This is a genomic window from Streptomyces sp. NPDC055013 (assembly GCF_053608645.1).
The window spans coordinates 249605-268321 of record NZ_JBSGVW010000007.1; the positions used below are offsets into that span (position 1 = coordinate 249605).

20 protein-coding genes, 1 tRNA gene, 1 pseudogene and 1 riboswitch are annotated in these 18717 nt (G+C 69.1%); of the genes and pseudogenes, 13 read left to right on the plus strand and 9 right to left on the minus strand.

Going from position 1 to position 18717, the window contains the following annotated elements; genetic code table 11:
- Positions 1-21: 21 nt before the first annotated feature.
- Complete coding sequence (locus ACWGDB_RS12355) at positions 22-483, minus strand: type II toxin-antitoxin system PemK/MazF family toxin (RefSeq protein WP_453822364.1); 462 nt, start codon at positions 481-483, stop codon at positions 22-24.
- Positions 484-705: 222 nt separating this feature from the next.
- On the opposite strand from ACWGDB_RS12355, the gene ACWGDB_RS12360 reads away from it, so the two are divergent.
- Positions 706-1458 carry an MBL fold metallo-hydrolase gene (locus ACWGDB_RS12360; RefSeq protein ID WP_453822365.1) on the plus strand — a complete coding sequence of 251 codons (753 nt, stop codon included), beginning with the start codon at positions 706-708 and terminating at the stop codon, positions 1456-1458.
- A gap of 117 nt (positions 1459-1575) precedes the next feature.
- Here the strand turns inward: ACWGDB_RS12360 and ACWGDB_RS12365 are convergent, their stop codons facing one another.
- Both ACWGDB_RS12365 and ACWGDB_RS12370 read right to left on the minus strand, forming a co-directional pair.
- Positions 1576-2841, minus strand: a complete 1266-nt coding sequence (locus ACWGDB_RS12365; RefSeq protein WP_453822366.1) for a PTS transporter subunit EIIC — start codon at positions 2839-2841, stop codon at positions 1576-1578.
- A gap of 164 nt (positions 2842-3005) precedes the next feature.
- Positions 3006-4298 (minus strand): PTS transporter subunit EIIC, encoded by a 1293-nt coding sequence (locus tag ACWGDB_RS12370; protein WP_453822367.1) that lies wholly within the window; start codon positions 4296-4298, stop codon positions 3006-3008.
- A 150-nt stretch (positions 4299-4448) separates the two neighbouring features.
- On the opposite strand from ACWGDB_RS12370, the gene ACWGDB_RS12375 reads away from it, so the two are divergent.
- The 4 genes from ACWGDB_RS12375 to rdgB all read left to right on the plus strand — a co-directional run bounded on the left by ACWGDB_RS12375 (position 4449) and on the right by rdgB (position 6810).
- Complete coding sequence (locus ACWGDB_RS12375; RefSeq protein WP_328427381.1) at positions 4449-4682, plus strand: PTS glucose/sucrose transporter subunit IIB; 234 nt, start codon at positions 4449-4451, stop codon at positions 4680-4682.
- Positions 4683-4794: 112 nt separating this feature from the next.
- Positions 4795-5550, plus strand: coding sequence for a ribonuclease PH (gene rph, locus ACWGDB_RS12380; RefSeq protein WP_453822368.1), 756 nt, complete (start codon positions 4795-4797; stop codon positions 5548-5550).
- 147 nt (positions 5551-5697) lie between these two features.
- The gene (locus ACWGDB_RS12385; RefSeq protein ID WP_453822369.1) at positions 5698-6102 is read left to right on the plus strand and encodes a hypothetical protein; all 405 of its coding nucleotides are present in this window, start codon (positions 5698-5700) and stop codon (positions 6100-6102) included.
- 105 nt (positions 6103-6207) lie between these two features.
- Entirely contained in the window at positions 6208-6810 is a 603-nt protein-coding gene (rdgB, locus tag ACWGDB_RS12390) for an RdgB/HAM1 family non-canonical purine NTP pyrophosphatase (protein ID WP_453822370.1), read from the plus strand.
- A 39-nt stretch (positions 6811-6849) separates the two neighbouring features.
- Here the strand turns inward: rdgB and ACWGDB_RS12395 are convergent.
- The 3 genes and pseudogenes from ACWGDB_RS12395 to ACWGDB_RS12405 all read right to left on the minus strand — a co-directional run bounded on the left by ACWGDB_RS12395 (position 6850) and on the right by ACWGDB_RS12405 (position 8256).
- Positions 6850-6932 (minus strand) — tRNA-Leu (locus ACWGDB_RS12395).
- 15 nt (positions 6933-6947) lie between these two features.
- Positions 6948-7609, minus strand: a pseudogene (locus ACWGDB_RS12400) (HNH endonuclease).
- Positions 7606-8256, minus strand: a complete 651-nt coding sequence (locus tag ACWGDB_RS12405; RefSeq protein ID WP_453822371.1) for an HNH endonuclease signature motif containing protein — start codon at positions 8254-8256, stop codon at positions 7606-7608. Before ACWGDB_RS12405 ends, ACWGDB_RS12400 begins: the two are co-directional and overlap by 4 nt.
- Before the next feature lie 147 nt (positions 8257-8403).
- Between ACWGDB_RS12405 and ACWGDB_RS12410 the strand changes: the two genes are divergently transcribed.
- Positions 8404-8946: a GNAT family N-acetyltransferase gene (locus ACWGDB_RS12410; RefSeq protein WP_453822372.1), complete on the plus strand. Its 543-nt coding sequence runs from the start codon at positions 8404-8406 to the stop codon at positions 8944-8946.
- Here ACWGDB_RS12410 and bcp read toward each other — a convergent pair.
- A complete protein-coding gene (bcp, locus tag ACWGDB_RS12415) occupies positions 8927-9394 on the minus strand; it encodes a thioredoxin-dependent thiol peroxidase (protein ID WP_453822373.1) in 468 nt (155 codons plus the stop codon). The two genes, ACWGDB_RS12410 and bcp, sit on opposite strands and share 20 nt — an antisense overlap.
- A 95-nt stretch (positions 9395-9489) precedes the next feature.
- On the opposite strand from bcp, the gene ACWGDB_RS12420 reads away from it, so the two are divergent.
- The 3 genes from ACWGDB_RS12420 to ACWGDB_RS12430 all read left to right on the plus strand — a co-directional run bounded on the left by ACWGDB_RS12420 (position 9490) and on the right by ACWGDB_RS12430 (position 10723).
- Entirely contained in the window at positions 9490-9819 is a 330-nt protein-coding gene (locus ACWGDB_RS12420; protein ID WP_328427386.1) for a DUF3618 domain-containing protein, read from the plus strand.
- A 55-nt stretch (positions 9820-9874) separates the two neighbouring features.
- A complete protein-coding gene (locus ACWGDB_RS12425; RefSeq protein ID WP_383630918.1) occupies positions 9875-10231 on the plus strand; it encodes a GroES family chaperonin in 357 nt (118 codons plus the stop codon).
- A gap of 73 nt (positions 10232-10304) precedes the next feature.
- A riboswitch (guanidine-III (ykkC-III) riboswitch) is annotated at positions 10305-10366 on the plus strand.
- Positions 10367-10402: 36 nt separating this feature from the next.
- Positions 10403-10723, plus strand: a complete 321-nt coding sequence (locus tag ACWGDB_RS12430; protein WP_453822374.1) for a DMT family transporter — start codon at positions 10403-10405, stop codon at positions 10721-10723.
- Here the strand turns inward: ACWGDB_RS12430 and ACWGDB_RS12435 are convergent.
- Complete coding sequence (locus ACWGDB_RS12435; protein ID WP_453822375.1) at positions 10717-13107, minus strand: transglycosylase domain-containing protein; 2391 nt, start codon at positions 13105-13107, stop codon at positions 10717-10719. The two genes, ACWGDB_RS12430 and ACWGDB_RS12435, sit on opposite strands and share 7 nt — an antisense overlap.
- Before the next feature lie 238 nt (positions 13108-13345).
- Between ACWGDB_RS12435 and ACWGDB_RS12440 the strand changes: the two genes are divergently transcribed.
- The 4 genes from ACWGDB_RS12440 to ACWGDB_RS12455 all read left to right on the plus strand — a co-directional run bounded on the left by ACWGDB_RS12440 (position 13346) and on the right by ACWGDB_RS12455 (position 16882).
- Positions 13346-14146, plus strand: coding sequence for an ABC transporter permease (locus ACWGDB_RS12440; protein WP_453822405.1), 801 nt, complete (start codon positions 13346-13348; stop codon positions 14144-14146).
- Between the two features lie 67 nt (positions 14147-14213).
- Positions 14214-14978, plus strand: a complete 765-nt coding sequence (locus ACWGDB_RS12445) for an ABC transporter permease (protein WP_453822406.1) — start codon at positions 14214-14216, stop codon at positions 14976-14978.
- Positions 14979-14995: 17 nt separating this feature from the next.
- Positions 14996-16027, plus strand: coding sequence for an ABC transporter ATP-binding protein (locus ACWGDB_RS12450; RefSeq protein ID WP_453822376.1), 1032 nt, complete (start codon positions 14996-14998; stop codon positions 16025-16027).
- 33 nt (positions 16028-16060) lie between these two features.
- The gene (locus ACWGDB_RS12455; protein WP_453822377.1) at positions 16061-16882 is read left to right on the plus strand and encodes a DUF1707 SHOCT-like domain-containing protein; all 822 of its coding nucleotides are present in this window, start codon (positions 16061-16063) and stop codon (positions 16880-16882) included.
- A gap of 348 nt (positions 16883-17230) precedes the next feature.
- On the opposite strand, the gene ACWGDB_RS12460 is transcribed toward ACWGDB_RS12455, so the two are convergent.
- Positions 17231-18568 carry an SGNH/GDSL hydrolase family protein gene (locus tag ACWGDB_RS12460; RefSeq protein ID WP_453822378.1) on the minus strand — a complete coding sequence of 446 codons (1338 nt, stop codon included), beginning with the start codon at positions 18566-18568 and terminating at the stop codon, positions 17231-17233.
- Between the last annotated feature and the right edge of the window lie 149 nt (positions 18569-18717).

The following is an 18717-nucleotide window of genomic DNA, read 5'->3' on the forward strand; positions in this document are numbered from 1 at the left end:
GACGGGGCGAGTGACGGCGCCCTAGGCGAGGTGACGGACCTGGTCCCAGACGACCGGGTCCATCACCCCCACCCGCCGCCGGAAGTCCGACACCGGAACGTCCCGCAGCTCACCCGTCTCCAGGAAGCTCGTCCGCCCACGTGCGTCCCCGACCGAGCCCGGCGGCAGCGGAATGACGCCGTACCGCTCGTCGCGGTACTTGCTGGTGATCTTCGCGACCGTGACCCGCTTCCCGCGCACCGCGAGCACCAGACAGGGCCGGTCCTTGGCGCCCGGCCCGTCCTCGTAGGGCACGTTCGCCCACCAGATCTCCGCGGGCTCGGGACGAGCGGTGGTGCGCCCGCGCGTACGTCCTCCGGGCCGTCCCGGCGGCCGGGTACGCCGCCCCTCGGGCCGCCGTCTGCGCCCCCACCCGTCCACGAGCGTGGCGACGAGCGCGAGCAGTACCACCGCCGCGAGGGCGAGCCACCAGGACGTGTCCATACGCACGAAGGTACCGGCGCGCGCCCACCCCGCGCGCCGTCACTCCCGCCTCATACGCCCCGCATCCAGCCGAACGCGTGACACCACAGGTGAGTTCGCCCACAACAGCCCTTGGCGGAGGAGCGACCAAAGGTTTTGCGCCTTACGCTCGACAAACCGCACGACCCCCGACGCCCAAACTTCTCGATCTTCTCATTTTCCGCCAGCGGAGGTTTCTGTTTCATGAAGCTCACCGTCGTCGGCTGCTCGGGGTCGTTCCCGTCCGCGGAATCGGCCTGCTCGAGCTACCTCGTCGAGGCCGACGGCTTCCGGCTGCTTCTCGACATGGGCAACGGCGCCCTGGGCGAGCTGCAGCGCCACTGCGGTCTCTACGACCTCGACGCGATCTTCCTCAGCCATCTGCACGCCGACCACTGCATCGACATGTGCGCGTACTTCGTGGCGCGCTACTACCGGCACGACGGCGGCCGCTGCGCCCCGCTCCCGGTCTACGGACCCGAGGGCACGGAGCATCGCCTGACCACCGCCTACGCCGACACCCCCACCGCCTCGTCCATGAGCGAGGTCTTCGACTTCCACACGGTCAAGCCGTCCACCTTCGAGATCGGCCCGTTCACGGTGCACACGGAACGCGTGGCCCATCCCGTCGAGGCGTACGGCATCCGGATCGAACACGGTGGAAGGACCCTGACCTACTCCGGCGACACCGGCGTCAGCGCGGCCCTGGACGAACTGGCCCGCGACGCCGACCTGTTCCTGTGCGAGGCCGCCTTCACGCACGGCAAGGAGAACATCCCCGACCTGCACCTCAACGGCCGCGAGGCCGGTGAGTCGGCGGCCCGCGCAGGCGCCCGCCGCCTGGTCCTCACCCACATCCCGCCGTGGACCGACCCCCAGGTCAACCTGGCCGACGCGCGTGAGGTCTACGACGGTCCGGTGGAACTCGCGGCGCCGAGGCAGGCGTACGAGATCTAGGGCGCGACAGCCCTGGCCCGGTCGAGCACCGGCCCGTACGGGGTTCAGGCCCGTATGTGCCCGAAGGCCCCGGAACCTTCTCGGTTCCGGGGCCTTCGTCGTTTGGGAGCCGTACGGCTACTTCGCCTCGGCCTTCTGGAGTTCGGCGAGCTCCTCGTCGGACTCGCGGCCCGGCGTCGGCAGGTTGAACCTGATGATCGCGAAGCGGAAGACCACGTAGTAGACCGCGGCGAAGCACAGGCCCACCAGGGCCAGGCCCCACGGGTTGGTGGCGATGCCGAGGTTCAGGAAGAAGTCGACCGCGCCGGCCGAGAAGCCGAAGCCGTCCTTCATGCCGAGTGCCCAGGTCAGCGCCAGGGAGACACCGGTCAGCACCGCGTGGATGGCGTACAGGACCGGCGCGATGAACATGAAGGTGAACTCGATGGGCTCGGTCACGCCGGTGACGAACGAGGTCAGCGCGAGGGAGAACATCATGCCGCCGACGACCTTGCGGCGCTCGGGGCGGGCGCAGTGCACGATCGCCAGGCAGGCGGCCGGGAGGGCGAACATCATGATCGGGAAGAAGCCGGTCATGAACTGTCCGGCCGTCGGGTCACCGGCCAGGAAGCGGGCGATGTCGCCGCTCTTGCCCTCGTACTCGCCCGCCTGGAACCAGGGGAAGGAGTTCAGCAGGTGGTGCATGCCGATCGGGATCAGCGCACGGTTGGCGACACCGAAGATGCCGGCGCCGACCGCGCCCGAACCGACCAGCCACTCACCGAAGTTGTGCAGACCGGTGCCGAGGACGGGCCAGATGTAGCCGAAGACGATGCCGATGATCAGGCCCGCGAAGGCCGACAGGATCGGGACCAGCCGGCGGCCGCCGAAGAAGCCCGCCCAGTCGGGCAGCTTGGTGCGGTAGAAGCGCTGGTAGAGGAGGGCGACGACGATGCCCATGACCACGCCGCCGAGGACCTTGGCGTCCACCGCCTGCTCGACCATGACGATCTTGCCGTCGACTATGGCTTCCTTCTTGGGCAGGCTGCCGTCGGTGAACGTGCCCAGCACGTTCTTGAAGACCAGGTAGCCGACGACCGCCGCGAGCGCGGTCGAGCCGTCCGACTTCTTCGCGAAGCCGATCGCGATGCCCACCGCGAAGAGCAGCGCCATGTTGTCGAGGATGGCGTTGCCGCCGGCGGTCATGAAGCCCGCGATCTTCGTCAGGAAGGCGGGGTACTCCGGGTCGCCGAGCATGTCGGCGTTGCCGAAGCGGACCAACAGCGCGGCGGCGGGCAGCACAGCCACCGGCAGCATCAGGCTGCGGCCGATGCGCTGCAGGACAGCCATCGCGCCGGCGCCCTTCTTCTTGTCGGCCGCGGGAGCGGCGCTGGCCGTGGTCACAGGTTCCTCCAGAGGGCATGGCGCCGCCCGGGGAACAAGGCTGGGGACGGCGGCGTCTCATCGCCATGCGGAAACGCCGCATGGTCTACACCACTTAGTGGTGTAGACCTGTTGTAGCACGGTGAAGGCCGGATAAGGAACCCGCGATATCTGTGACGAAACGGCTACGCCTTCGTCGCGTCCTCGACCTCCTCGTCCGGCTCCCTACCCGGCGTCTTGAGATCGAACTTCGTGATCGCGAACCGGAAGATCGCGTAATAGACGACGGCGAAACACAGACCGATGGGAATGATCGCCCAGGGTCTCGTGGCCAGGTTCCAGTTGATGATGTAGTCGATCAGCCCGGCCGAGAAGCTGAACCCGTCATGGACCCCCAGCGCCCAGGTCACCGCCATCGACACACCCGTCAGCAGCGCGTGCACCGCGTACAGCAGGGGCGCGATGAAGAGGAACGAGTACTCGATCGGTTCCGTGATACCGGTGACGAAGGACGTCAGGGCCACGGAGGTCATCAGGCCGCCGACCTCCTTGCGGCGGCTCGGTTTGGCGCAGTGGGTCATGGCCAGGGCGGCGGCCGGCAGGGCGAACATCATGATCGGGAAGAAGCCCGAGGTGAACTGGCCGGCGTCCGGGTCGCCCGCGAGGAACATGTTGATGTCGCCGTGCACGACCTCGCCGTCGGGTGTGGTGTAGGTGCCGAACTGGAACCAGATGGGCACGTTCAGGAACTGGTGCAGGCCCACCACCAGCAGTGCGCGGTTCGCGATGCCGAACACTCCCGCGCCCCATGCGTCCAGGTCGCTCATCCAGTCGCTGAAGCTCTCCAGCGCGTCACCGATCGGCGGCCAGACCCACAGGCACAGCACCGCGAACACGATCGCCACGAACGCCATGATGATCGGGACGAGACGCCGCCCGTTGAAGAAGCCGAGCCAGTCCACCAGCTTCGTACGGTGATAGCGGGCCCAGAAGAACGCGGCCAGCAGGCCGATGACGATGCCGCCGAAGACGCCGGGATTCTGGTACTCGAAGACGGTCACCGTCCCGTCCTGCACCTGGCAGCCGACGTTCGGGACCGCCGTCGAGCCGCCCGGGCAGTCCTCCGGGAACTCGCGCAGCACGGTGTAGTAGACGAGGAACCCCACGACCGCCGCCAGCGCCGTCGAGCCGTCGGCCTTCTTCGCCATGCCGATGGCCACGCCCACGCAGAACAGCAGCGGCAGACCGAGCGAACCGTCGAGCAGCGCGCTGCCCGCACCGTCCATCACCTTCGAGACGTTGTCCCAGCCCAGCCCCTCGTCACCGAACACGTCCGGCTGTCCGAGCCGGTTGAGGATGCCTGCGGCGGGCAGGACGGCGATCGGGAGCTGAAGACTGCGGCCCATCTTCTGCAGACCTTGGAAGGCTTTGTGCCAGCGGGCGCGCGCGGGGCTGATGGCGGAGCTGTCGGCACTCATGGACGCCCCTCGGTAAGGTGGTGTAGACCAGTTGTCGGACGGTTCCGCTGTCGTGAACGCCATCCTTCGGCACGTACGGCACGACCGCTCGCAAAGATGGGCCAACTGTGGGTTACTGCGACAAAGCGGTTCGGATCAGGGAGAAGGAACATGGCCAGCAAGGCTGAGAAGATCGTCGCCGGGCTCGGCGGCATCGACAACATCGAGGAGATCGAGGGCTGCATCACCCGGCTCCGCACCGAGGTCAGCGACCCCTCGCTGGTGAACGAGACCGCCCTGAAAGCCGCCGGCGCCCACGGTGTCGTGAAGATGGGAACCGCCATCCAGGTCGTCATCGGCACCGACGCCGACCCGATCGCGGCGGAGATCGAAGACATGATGTGAAGCGCGGGCATCGTCCCGGGCTTCAGCCCCTGACGGACCCTCCGCTTCACCCCTGAGGGCCCCTTCCCACCACGGGAGGGGCCCTTCCGTATGTGGGGCTAGGCTCAACGCCATGGCAGCAACCTCTTCACTTCCTCGAATCGACGGCCGCACCCCCGGACAGCTCCGCCCCGTCACCATCGAACGCGCCTGGAGCAAGCACGCGGAAGGCTCCGTCCTCGTCTCCTTCGGCGACACGAAGGTCCTGTGCACCGCCTCCTTCACCGAAGGCGTCCCGCGCTGGCGCAAGGGCAGCGGCGAGGGCTGGGTCACCGCGGAGTACGCCATGCTGCCCCGCGCCACCAACACCCGCGGCGACCGCGAATCCGTCCGGGGCAAGATCGGCGGCCGTACGCACGAGATCAGCCGCCTCATCGGCCGCTCCCTGCGCGCGGTCATCGACTACAAGGCGCTCGGCGAGAACACCATCGTCCTCGACTGCGACGTCCTCCAGGCCGACGGCGGCACCCGCACCGCCGCCATCACCGGCGCCTACGTCGCCCTCGCGGACGCCATCTCCTGGGCCCAGGGCAAGAAGCTGATCAAGCCCGGCCGCAAGCCGCTCACCGGCACCGTCAGCGCCGTCTCGGTCGGCATCGTCGGCGGCGTGCCGCTGCTCGACCTTCGCTACGAGGAGGACGTGAAGGCCGACACCGACATGAACGTCGTCTGCACCGGCGACGGCCGCTTCGTCGAGGTCCAGGGCACCGCCGAGGCCGAGCCCTTCGCCCGGGAGGAGCTCAACTCCCTGCTGGACCTTGCGGTTTCGGGCTGCGGCGAGCTGGCGGACCTGCAGCGCAAGGCTCTTGATACGGTCCTCGAAAAGTAAAGGGCGCACCAAGAGCAGTTGCGGCTTCGGGCAACCGTGCCGCCATTCCTGGCGTCACTAGGGGTACGGGCGTACGGCACACCGCTGTGCGCCCGGCCAATGCACAACGGGGGCCTGCGAGGCCTGAGCAGGGAGGGAACGTCAAGCATGGCCACGAGCCGACGCCGCCGGAGCCGAATCGCCATAGCCGCCGCAGCCATTGCGGCAGTCGGGCTGACGACCGGGCTGACCACCGGCTGCGATGCCGTCAACAAGGCGCTGGACTGCGTCAGCACCGCCGACGCCATCGCCGACAGCGTGACGGAACTCCAGCAGGCCGTGGAGAGCGCCGCGAACGACCCGACGCAGCTCGAGGAGTCGCTGACCTCCATCGACAAGAACCTCGACAAGATCGGCGACAAGACGGACAACGCCGACGTCAACAAGGCCGTGGACGACCTCCAGGAGGCCGTCACCAACGTCCGCGACTCCGTGAAGAACGGCGACGAGACCCCGGACATCAGCCCGGTCACCGACGCGGCGGGTGAGCTGACCAAGGTCTGCACGCCGTAACGCCGCGCCGGCTGGGCGGTGCATCTCGTCCGCCGGGTTCTGCCGGTGGGCGGCTGCGGCCGACGGGGCGTCACCAAGCATGGCGCTCCCGGGATACTGGTCCCCATGACCCGCCTCATCCTCGCCACCCGTAACCCCGGAAAGATCACCGAACTCAGGGCGATCCTCGCCGACGCAGATCTGCCTCATGACCTCGTCGGCGCGGACACCTACCCGGAGATCCCCGACGTCAAGGAAACCGGCGTCACCTTCGTCGAGAACGCCCTGCTGAAGGCCCACGCCCTGGCACAGGCCACCGGGCTGCCGGCGGTCGCCGACGACTCGGGGCTGTGCGTCGACGTCCTGAACGGCGCCCCCGGCATCTTCTCGGCCCGCTGGGCCGGCCGGCACGGTGACGACAGGGCCAACCTGGAGCTGCTCCTCGCCCAGCTGGGCGACATCGACGACGTCCACCGCGGCGCCCACTTCGCCTGCGCGGCGGCGCTCGCCCTGCCGGACGGCACGGAGCGGGTCGTCGAGGGGCAGTTGCGGGGCGTCCTGCGGCAGACACCGGTCGGCACGCACGGCTTCGGCTACGACCCGATCCTCCAGCCGGACGGCGAGACCCGGACCTGCGCCGAGCTGAGCGCCGAGGAGAAGAACGCGATCAGCCACCGGGGGAAGGCGTTCCGGGCGCTGGTGCCGGTGGTTCGGGAGTTGTTGGGCTGAGACGTGGAGGGGCCGTCCTGACGGACGGCCCTCTGCTCGTGCGGCCGATGGGAGTCGAACCCACATGGGCAAATGCCCCGAGGCACCTAAAACCTCTGCTTATACCATTCAGCAACGGCCGCGTGTGCCTGCCCATGTTACCGGGAATGCGCGCGGCTTCGGTTCCCGCCTCTGCACCACGTGCTCGTGATCGCGTGGCAATTGGGGCACAGCAACCTCAGGTTCTCCCGCCGGTCGTCGCTCCATTCGCCGTTGATGTGATCGACCTCCAGCGTCATGGGCTTGCTGAGCCACTCGGGCCCGATACCGCACTCGGCGCACTCCTCGGGCACGCCTGCCTCAACGAGGGCGCGACGTAGCAGGTGGGTTCTGGTCCGGCGCTTGCCATCGTGTCGGACTAAAATGTCCTCCGCGCGCCTGACCGGATTCGTGGGTGGTTTCCCTCGCTGATGGGCCTGCCCCAGGAAGTGGTTCGTGTCGACGCCGGTTTCAGCGACCCATGTGCGGAACAGTGCGCGATGGCGATGCCCAGAGCGCGGAGCGCGTCAGCGACGGAGACCGTACCTTCGACTGTGCGGCGCAGCTCATCATCGGCTGGTTGGGGAGGCGTCTCATTGGCGCGGCTCCGGCGCGGCATGTGGGAGACATCGATTGCGAAGTGGTCGAAGCGGCGGAAGAGATGGCCGCGGAGGTTGCTGTACGGGCGGGTGCCGAAGAACGCGATTACCTCGTCGATGTCGGAACACTGGGCGGCGGCTTCGGCCAGCCGTTCGCGGGAGTACTGCACACCGTTGCTCACAGGGCGCCGTCCCGGATGCTCCGCTTGCCCCGGCCCCGGTAATTGTCTGTTGTCGAGTGGCAGTTGGGGCACAGGAACCGCAGATTCCCGATCCGGTTGTCCCGCCAGTTGCCGTCGATGTGGTCGACCTCCAGAGGAAGCGGATGACCTCGCCAGACCGCGTCCGCACCGCACAGGGCACAGCGCTCCGGGACGCCCACCATGGTCATCGCCCATTTGAGTCGATCGCTCGGGATGCGCCGGGCATCAACCGTCTGCTCGACGAGCAAGCCCTCCGGCGTTCGAGGGCGCCAGGGCTTGCCGCGCCGCGTCGGCACCTGGAAGTGAGAGGTGTCGATGGCGAATTCCTTGATGCGGCGGCTGATGTGAGTGTGATGTCCCCCCACCACCTCCAGCCCGAGATGCCGCAGTGCCTCGCACATGTTCGTCGAGGTCGACACCGCCGCCTGGAGAATCTCCCTGGTCCACCGCACTCCCTCCTGTTCGAAGTGCGAGATGTCCACCCCAAGCTTCTTGATCCGCTCCCGGAGGTATCGGCGTGTCGAACTCTGTGGATCCACCCCCAGCCTCTCGCAGGCCTCCGACAACGTCCGAGCCCCCCGAGCCGCCTCCTCCAACCGCTCCTTCGTGTACGCACTGGCCCCCATGGCGCGCCTCCGTCCTCGGCCACATGTTCATGGCTCGCACGGATCAACGAACCGTTTATCGGACGGTCACGGCAGGGCTGATATGGTGTGGATCACCAGGCAAGCCTTCCGGGCTCGGGCAACCGAGCGCCCCGGGAGGCTTTTTTCATGACCATTCACTCAGCGCAGCCCAGCAGGCGTAGGCCACCCTGCGACATCACGGTCCGTCGAGCCGCTCCCGCCGACCGCCCCGCCGTCGAACGGCTCTGGCTGATGTTCAGGCACGACATGTCGGAGTTCGGCGGGCATCTGCCCAATCCGGACGGGACGTTCCGCAGCGAGCGGCTGGAGGCTGCCTTCAGTGGCTCTGCCGACTGGGCGCCGTACCTGGTCAGCAGTGGCGAGAGTGCTGCCGGGTTTGCGTTCGTGCGGGGTCTCACCGGGCCCGCACGAGTGCTGAACAGCTTTTTCGTCGTGCGCGGAGTCCGGCGTACGGGAATCAGGCTGCAAGCCGTTCGGGAAGTCGTCGCCCTGCACCCGGGGCGTTGGGAGATCGCCTTTCAGGACGCCAACAGGGGCGCGGCCCTTTTCTGGAGGCGTGTTGCGGAGGAGATGGCGCCGGGAGTATGGAATGAGGAGCGCAGGCCAGTGTCCGGGCGGCCTGACCTGGCTCCTGACCTCTGGGTTTCGTTCAGATACCCAAGTCCTTGATGATCTTCGCCACGTGTCCCGTCGCCCGCACGTTGTACAGGGCCCGCTCGACCTTGCCCTCCTCGTCCACGACGATCGTGGAGCGGATGACGCCCATGTAGGTCTTGCCGTAGTTCTTCTTCTCGCCGTAGGCGCCGTAGGACTCGGTGACCGTCTTGTCGGGGTCGGCCAGCAGCGTCACCTTCAGGGACTCCTGCTCGCGGAACTTGGCGAGCTTCTCCGGCTTGTCGGGGGAGACCCCGATGACGTCGTAGCCGGCGCCGGCCAGCAGCTCCAGGTTGTCCGTGAAGTCACAGGCCTGCTTGGTGCAGCCGGGGGTCAGGGCGGCCGGGTAGAAGTAGACGATGACCTTGCGGCCCTTGTGGTCCGACAGGGACACCTCGGTGCCGTCGGCATCGGGCAGGGTGAAGGCGGGGGCCACGTCCCCCGGCTGGAGTCGCTCGCTCATCGAACCAGCGTAACCGGGGAGCCTGACAGTGCGGTCCGGCGTGGAACTGACAGACTGTCCGGAAACAGCATCAGCTTCACTTCGGAGGCCGTACGGTGGCGGACACGTCGGACACCAGAACCCCCGCGCAGATCGAGGCGGACATCAAGGCCCGCCGCGCTGTGCTGGCAGAGACGCTCGACGAGATCGGGGTGCGGGTGCACCCGAAGACGATCGTCGGCGACGCCAAGGCCAAGGTCGTCTCGAACATCGATCACACGCTCGGGCGGGCCTACGTCGAGGTCAACCGGGCCATGAGCGATGTGCGGGCCAAGTTCACCGACGAGGAGGGCGCGCCCCGGCTGGAGCGCATCGTGCCCGTCGCCCTCGTCGCCGTCGGTCTCGTCGGCCTGCTGGCCCTCGGCACCCGGCGTCGCAGGGGCTGAGCGGCGGCGGACCCGGCGGCGTACGCAGGCGGCAAAGGCAGGTAGGTTCAAAGGCGTGAGCGCCAACAGAAACGAGCACAGCACCCACCACGACAAGCTGCCCATCCGGATGCTGCACGACCGGGTACTCGTGCGGCAGGACACCAGCGAGGGCGAGCGGCGTTCCGGTGGCGGCATCCTGATCCCCGCCACCGCGGCCGTCGGCCGTCGGCTGGCCTGGGCCGAGGTCGTCGCGGTGGGGCAGAACGTACGGACCGTGGAGCCCGGCGACCGGGTCCTGTACGACCCGGAGGACCGTGCCGAGGTCGAGGTGCGCGGGGTCGCGTACGTGCTGATGCGCGAGCGTGATCTGCACGCCGTGGCCGCCGACCGGTTCGAGGGGTCGGAGGACTCGACGGGGCTGTACCTGTAACGCGGCTGTGCCTCTGATTCAACGGTGAGAGGGGCTGGTGACCGTCGTCACCAGCCCCTCTCGCTGTCTGTTTGCTAGCTTTGAAGGAGCCCGACGAGACGCGCCGTACCGGGATGTACGCAAAGACGACGCACCCCCGCTCAACGTCGTCACGTCTCGGAGGTGCCTGTCATGGCCTGGGTTCTGCTCGTCGTCGCCGGTCTGCTCGAGGTCGGCTGGTCGATCGGCATGAAGTACACCGACGGATTCACCCGGCTCGTTCCCAGCCTGTTCACCGGCGCCGGCATCGTCGCCAGCATGCTGTTGCTGTCCTACGCCGCGCGCTCCCTGCCCATCGGTACCGCCTACGGCGTGTGGGTGGGCATCGGGGCGGCCGGCGCGGCGGTGGTCGGCATGGTGGTGCTGGGGGAGCCGGTCACCGCCGCGCGGATCTTCTTCGTCTGTCTGCTGCTGGTCGCCGTGGTGGGGCTCAAGGCGACCAGCGGTCACTGACGGGGGCCGCCGGTGTTCCCGGACGTCCCTCCGCCTCCGCCGGTGTCGGTTCCGCCGCCAGTGGTGCCGCCGTCCGTCGTGCCGCCGTCGGTGGTGCCTCCGGTGTCCGTCCCGCCGGTCGTGCCGCCGTCCGTCGTGCCGCCGTCGGTGGTGCCGCCGGTGTCGGTCCCGCCGGTCGTGCCGCCGTCCGTGGTGCCGCCGTCGGTGGTGCCGCCGGTCGTGTCGCCCGTCGTGCCGCCGTCCGTCTCACCCGGCGTCTCACCGCCGGTCTGGCCCTCGGTGTCCTGGCCACCGGGGGTCGGCTCCCCGGTGGTGCCGCCGTCGTCCTGGCCGCCGATGCCCTCGTCGCCCCCGGTCGGGTCGGTCGTCGGGTACTGGGGCACGTCCGAGCCCTCCTGGAGCTCCAGGTCGAAGTCGCTGACCGGCTTCCCCTTCAGCGCGTCCTCGGTGTACTGGGCCCAGATCTCGGTGGGCGCCCCACCGCCGTTGATGCGGGCCAGGCCCATCGCGCCGTACAGCGACTTGTGCTTGGCCGTGACCGGGTCCTGACCCATGACGGCGACGACGGTGGCGAGGTCGGGGGTGTACCCGGCGAACCAGGCCGCGGTGTCCTCCTCCGCGGTACCGGTCTTGCCCGCCGCCGGTCGGCCGGCGGCCTGCGCGGCGGTGGCGGTGCCGTTGTCGACGACGCTCTGCAGGACGGACGTCGTGGTGTCGGCGGCCTCGCGGCTGACGACCTGGGAGGTCTCGCGCTCCGGCAGCTCGATGACGTCGGCGCCGTCCTTGGTGACCTTCTCGATCATGGTGTACGTGCCGTGCTTGCCGTGGTTGGCGAGCGTCGCGTAGGCCTCCGCCATGTCCAGCACGCTGGCGGTGGCCGTGCCGAGCGCGATCGACGGGTACGGCTGGAGGTCGGGGGTGCCCGCGGGCAGGCCCAGCTCGACCGCGGTGTCCTTCACCTTGTCGGGGCCCACGTCGACGGCCATCTGCGCGTACACCGAGTTGACGGACTTGTCGGTGGCCTCGCGGACGCTGATGTCGCCGTAGGACACGTCGTCCTCGTTCGCGGGGTCGTAGCTGCCCGTCCAGCCCTGCACCGGGCGCTTGTTGGTGCCGTCGTAGATCGTGTTGGGGGTGATCGGGCGGCCGTCCTGCGTCGTCGAGCCGTTCTCCACGGCCGAGGTGAACACGAACGGCTTGAAGGTGGAGCCGACCTGGAAGTCCCGGCGGGTGGCGTTCGGGGTGTACTGCTTGACGTAGTCGATGCCGTTGTACATCGCGACGACCTTGCCGGTCTTCGGGTCGACGGAGGCGCCGCCCGCGCGGACGTAGTTGTCGACCTTGTTGTTCTTCTTGTCGAGCTTCGACATCAGCTTGTCGTTGACGGCGTCGACGAAGGCGTCCTGCCGGTTCTTCTGGAGGGTGGTCGTGACGCGGTAGCCGCCCGCCTCCAGCTCCTCCGCGCTGACGATCTTGTTCTGGGTCAGATAGTCCTTGACGATCTGCACGATGTAGCCGCGCTGCCCGGACAGGCTCGTGGAGGCCGTCGCCTCCTTGGGCATCGGGAACTTGATGCCCGCCCGCTTCGACTCGCTGAGCCAGCCCTTGGTGACCATGCCGTCCAGGACGTAGTTCCAGCGGGCCAGGGCCGCGGACTTGTTCTCCGGGTGGGCGACGACGTCGTATTCGCTGGGCGCGTTGACCAGCGCGGCCAGATAGGCGGCGCGGCCCGGGTCGAGGTCCTTGGCGTCCATGCCGTAGTAGGCCTGGGCGGCGGCCTGGATGCCGTAGGCGTTGCGGCCGAAGAAGCTGGTGTTGAGGTAGCCCTCGAGGATCTCGTTCTTGGTCTTCTCGCGGTCCAGCTTGATCGAGATGAAGAACTCCTTCACCTTGCGGGTGACGGTCTGCTCCTGACGCAGGTAGTAGTTCTTCACGTACTGCTGGGTGATCGTGGAGCCGGACTGCTTGCCCTTGCCGGTCGCCGTGTTCCAGCCGGCGCGCAGCATCGCCTTGGGGTCGATCGCGGACTCGGTGTAGAAGTCGCGGTCCTCGGCGGCCAGGATCGCGTGCTGGGCGTCCTTCGACATCTGCGCCAGGGTGACGTTCTCCCGGTTGACCTGGCCGTCGCGGGCGATCACCGATCCGTCCGCGTACATGTACACGTTGGCCTGCTTGGTCGCGAGCGCGTTGGCCGGCGGGATCTTGACCAGGGAGTAGCCCAGGAAGAACAGCCCGAACAGCAGCATGGTGCCGATGACGAAGGTGCCGAGGACCGTCCGCCAGGTCGGGATGATCCGCCGCCAGCCCGTCCTCTTCGGCCGCTCGGGCTTCTCGTTCGGCTGCTGGGCCTGCCCCTGCGGCTGTGGCTGCGGCTCGTCGCTCATCTCGTGCACGGACTCCTGTTTCGCGTCGTACGTTCCCGTACGCCTCGTACGCCTAATGCGCCCCCATTGCTGAAGACTCTCGCACCGGGCGTTCCGTTCCCGGAAACCGGCGCGTGTCTGCGCAAAGTGAGCAGACTCTCCCGCCAGGTGGAGCCCGGAAATTGGCTGGCAGCCCCCGCCGCGGGCGCACTAGGCTCCTGCGCTTCGGTGCCGGGCGCGGGCGAGGAGGGCTGTGGATGTGGGATCGGGGCGGTTGTACTTAGCCGTCGCGGTGGGCGGGTTCAGAAGGTACGCGACCTATCGGGCGGCAACCGCGGCCGGGGTGTTCACCAACACGGTCTTCGGCGTGATCCTCGTCTACACCTATCTGGCGCTGTGGGACGAGAAGCCGCATCTCGGCGGCTACGACCAGACCCAGGCCGTCACCTATGTGTGGCTGGGCCAGTGCCTGTACGCGACGCTGGCCATCCAGGGCGGCGGCGCCGAGAAGGACCTGATGCAGCGCATCCGCACCGGTGAGATCGCCGTCGACCTGTATCGGCCGGCCGATCTCCAGCTGTGGTGGCTGGCGGGCGACGTGGGGCGGGCGCTGTTCCAGATGCTGGGGCGCGGCGTGGTCCCGTTCGTGTTCGGCGCGCTCTTCTTCCCGATGGCGCTGCCGACGGACGTCACCCGTTGGGCGGCCTTCACGGTCACACTCCTGCTCGCGACGCTCGTCAGCTTCGCGATCCGCTATCTGGCGGCCCTGAGCGTGTTCTGGCTGATGGACGGCATGGGCGTCAACCAGGCCCTGATGATCACGGGGATCTTCTTCTCGGGCATGGTGCTGCCGCTGAACGCCTTCCCTGGCGTCCTCGGCGAGATCGTGCGCGTGCTGCCCTGGGCGGCGCAGCTCCAGATGCCGGCGGACGTGCTGATGGGGGAGACCGATCCGCTGCGGGCGTACGCCTTCCAGGCGGCGTGGGCGGTGGTGCTGCTGGCGGCCGGGCGGCTGGTCCAGTCGGCGGCCACGCGGCGGGTGGTGGTGCAGGGTGGGTGAGATCTCCGGTGCCGTCAGGGTGTCCCGGGCCGGTGAGGGGCTGCGGGCCTACCGGCTGATCGCCGGGATGTGGATCCGGTCCGCCATGACCTACCGCGCCTCCTTCGTCGTCACGGTCGTCGGCAACCTGCTGGTGACCGGCCTGGACTTCGTGGCGATCCTGCTGATGTTCTCGCAGGTCGACTCGCTGGGCGGCTGGTCGCTGCCCGAGGTCGCCTTCCTGTACGGGCTGTCCGCGACGGCGTTCGGGATCGCCGACCTGACCTTCGGCTCGATGGACGTCCTCGGCGGCCGGATGCGCGACGGCTCGTTCGACACGCTGCTCGTGCGGCCAGTCCCGGTGCTGGCCCAGGTGGCCGCGGACCACTTCGCGCTGCGCCGCCTCGGCCGGATCACCCAGGGCGCGCTGGTGCTGGGCTGGGGGCTGCTGGCCGTCGACGTCGACTGGACCGCGGCGAAGGTGCTGCTGGTGCCGGTGATGGTGGTCTGCGGCGGGGTGATCTTCTGCGCCCTGTTCGTGGCGGGCGCGTCCTTCCAGTTCCTGGCGCAGGACGCCGCCGAGGTGCAGAACGCGTTCACGTACGGCGGCACCACGCTGTTGCAGTATCCGCCGACGGTGTTCGGGACGGACTTCGTGCGCGGGGTGACGTTCGTGCTGCCGCTCGCCTTCGTCAACTGGGTGCCGGCCTCCTATGTGCTGGAGCGCCCGTATCCGCTCGGCCTGCCCCAGTGGGCGGCCTTCGCATCGCCCTTGGTGGCGGCGGTGTGCTGTGCACTGGCCGGTCTGGCGTGGCGGGCCGGGCTGCGGTCGTATCGGAGTACGGGGAGTTAGGGGCAGCGGTGGATGACATGGACGGCATGAGTGCCATGGACGGCATGGCGGACGCGTTCATCGAACTCGAAGGCGTCGAGAAGGTCTTCGACGTGCGCAAGAAGACCGGTTTCCTGAAGCGGGAGCGGCGCCAGGTACGGGCCGTCGACTCGATCTCCTTCCGTGTGGCACGCGGCGAGATGGTGGGCTACATCGGGCCGAACGGCGCCGGCAAGTCGACGACGATCAAGATGCTGACCGGCATCCTGACCCCGAGCGGCGGCCGGCTCCGGGTCGCCGGCATCGACCCGTCCCGCGAGCGGATGCGGCTCGCGCACCGGATCGGGGTGGTGTTCGGGCAGCGTACGACGCTGTGGTGGGACCTGCCGCTGATCGACTCGTACAAGCTGATGCACCGTATGTACCGCATCCCGGACGGCCGTTACCGGGAGAACCTCGACCGGCTCGTCGAACTCCTCGGCCTGGGTGCGCTGTTGGACGTCCCGGTGCGCCAGCTCTCCCTCGGGCAGCGGATGCGGGGCGACATCGCGGCGGCGCTGCTGCACGATCCCGAGGTGGTGTACCTGGACGAGCCGACGATCGGACTCGACGTGATCTCGAAGGCGAAGGTCAGGGAGTTCCTGCGGGAGTTGAACGGGGAGCGCGGCACGACGGTGCTGCTGACCACGCACGATCTCCAGGACATCGAGCAGTTGTGCTCGCGGGTGATGGTCATCGACCACGGGCGGCTGATGTACGACGGTCCGCTCGCCGGGCTGCACGAGGTGGGGGAGAGCGAGCGCACGCTGGTCGTCGACCTGGAGCGGGAGCTGCCGCCGATCGAGGCGCCGCCCGCGCGGGTGGTGAAGGTGGAGGGGCCGCGGCAGTGGCTGGCGTTCCCGGCGGCCGAGTCGGCGGCGGTGCTGGTGGCGCGGATCGCGGCGGAGTATCCGCTGGTGGATCTGTCGGTGCGGGAGCCGGACATCGAGGCCGTGATCGCCAAGATGCTGCACTCGTTGGGTGACACCCCCAAGCCCCCGCCGGGACAGGCCGAGCGAGCGATCTCGTAGCCCACGGGCGGGGTTACTCGTAGGCTGCTGTACATGACCGACGACGTCCCGGAGCTCCGTGCCTCCGACGCAGACCGTGAACGAGTCGCCGAGGTCCTGCGGGACGCCGTTGCGGAGGGGCGTCTCGACATGGAGGAGTTCGGGGAGCGCCTGGACGCCGTGTACAAGGCTCGTACGTACGGAGAGCTGGCGCCGCTGACCCGGGACCTGCCCGTCGGCACGGTGGCCGCTCCCAAGGTCGACATGGTCAAGAAGCCCGAAGCGGGGCACGTGACTTGGGCGGACCGGATCGTCGGCGGCGAGGGGTCTTCCACGGCGGGTGTCGCCGTGATGTCGGGGTTCCAGCGCAAGGGGCGGTGGACCGTGCCCCGGCGGTTCAACGCGTTCGCGTTCTGGGGCGGCGGGGAGATCGATCTGCGCGACGCCAACTTCGCGGACCGGGAGGTCGTGATCAACTGCGTCGCGATCATGGGCGGGATGCAGGTGACCGTGCCGCCCGGGGTCGAGGTCGTGGTGCGCGGGATCGGGATCATGGGCGGGTTCGACCAACGGGAGGAGGGCGTACCGGGCGATCCGGGTGCCCCTCGCGTGATCGTGACCGGGTTCGCCTTCTGGGGCGGCGTCGGGGTGGAGCGGAAGCATACGCGGGCCCAGCGGCAGGCCCTTCGGGAGGAACGGCGGCGCGAGAAGCTGGAGCGGCGGGCCGAGCGACGGGAGCTGCGGGCTTCGGCCCGGGACGAGCGGCACGAGCAGTACGAGGCGCACCACGAGATGCTCGAGGAGCATCGGGAGATGTGGCGCAACGCCCATGACCGGCACGGGAAGCGGCGGACGCGGGAGCGGGACGACGACTGAGCGCCCGTCGGCTGCGTGACGCCCGGTGCCGGGGCGGCGGTGGGGATGCCCGCCCACGGCTCGTGCGGTGCCGCCCTTCTACGGGACGGGCGCTGCCTCCAGCGGCACGACTGCCCCCAGGGTGGGTTGGCCGGCGGCTGCGGCCCGCAGGCCCCGCCGAGCGGTGTGGCCTGCGACCGGCGTCGGGGCTGAGGCGGCGGTGGGATGCCCGCCCGCGACTTGCGGGTCCCGCCCTTCTGGGGGACGGGAGTTGCCTCCAGCGGCACGACCGCACGCAGGCTCCGGGGACATGTGGCCTCCAGGCTGGGGTCGCTGCTGCCGGGGCGGACGCTGCCGCCCTCGGCCGGCCTACAGCTTCGCCGGGGCCGCGCCCCTCAAGTCCTGCAGGTCGAAGGCCTCGCCCATCCGGTCGTAGCCCTTGTCGCTGGGGTGGAGGTGGTCGCCGGAGTCGTAGTCGGGGCGGAACTTGCGGGGGTTGTACGGGTCCCGCAGGGCCTCGTCGAAGTCGGCGACCGCGTCGAAGACCCGGCCGCTGCGGATCTCGGCGTTGATCTGCTGGCGCACGTTCTCGCGGGCGTCGGTGTAGCCGCGGTGGCCCTGGAAGGGCATCAGGGTGGCGCCGACGACCTTGATGCCGCGGGCGTGCGCCTGGCGGACCAGGGCGCGCAGGCCGTCGAGGATGCGGTCGGGGTCGGCGAGCCGGGGATTGCGCAGGATGTCGTTGACGCCGAGGTCGATGACGACGACCTTGACGTTCGTACGGGCGAGGACGTCGCGGCCGAAGCGGGTGAGGCCGGCCTCGTTGTTCGCGGGGCGCCCGGTGCCGCTGACGAGGATCTGGTTGCCGCTGATGCCCTGGTTGACGACGCTGTAGCGCGGCACGTCCTGACGGGCCGTGATCGCCGCGCGCAGCCGGCGCGAGAGGGCGTCCGTCCAGCGCCGGTTGGCGTTCTCGGTGGACGTGATGCCGTCGGTCAGCGAGTCGCCGAAGACCACGACGGTGCCGTGCGACTCGTTGCTGAGGACGTCCAGCGCGGTCAGGTAGCGCCAGGAACCGACCTGCCCGGTGTACGCCACGCCGGTCGCGTCCTCGGTGACGTCGCCCTCGGCGACGTAGCTGATCTGGCGTGCGTGCGGGTGGTAGGTGACCGGGCCGGACGGGGTGGGGGAGTAGGTGGTGACAAGGATGTCGGTGTCCGCGGGGACGGCGAGGCGCACGGCGTCGCTCAGCACCTGCTGCCCCGGCGGGATGACGACCGTGGTGTTGCCGCCGAAGGTCAGCCGGCGCATGGTGTCCACGATCGCCGCCGCGGTCCCGGTGCCGGCGGACACGGCGACCGACGCGTGCGTGATGGTCAGCGCGGACTGGCCGTAGAGGTTGGACAGCGTGATCCGGGCACTCGTACCGCCGACGCTGGTGTGCACGACGTTGCGCACCGAGCGGCCTGCCAGGCCCTCGACCTCGGTGCCGGGCTCGGAGCCGACCGGGGAGGTCGACCAGGCGCCGACCCAGATGCCGGTGGAGGCCGGGGCGGCGGGGCCCCGGGGGGCGCCTTCGTTGGTGGGGGTGCTCTTGCTGGTGGCGCTGCCGTCGTCGGAGGCGACTCCGACATATATGGCCGCGGAAAGCGTGACGATCAGGGTGACGATCGCGGCGAGCAAGGCATAACCGTTACGCCTGGTCATGCGGTGCGTGTCTCCTCGGGCGGATGGGAGCCCGAGGCTCCGATGTGATCACCTCATGATGCGTCATAAGGCGGAGGGGAGTTGCACGGACCCCCCATTGGGCCGCCGGCGTTCATCCGGAGTTCGTCATCGACCTCCCCCCACGAACA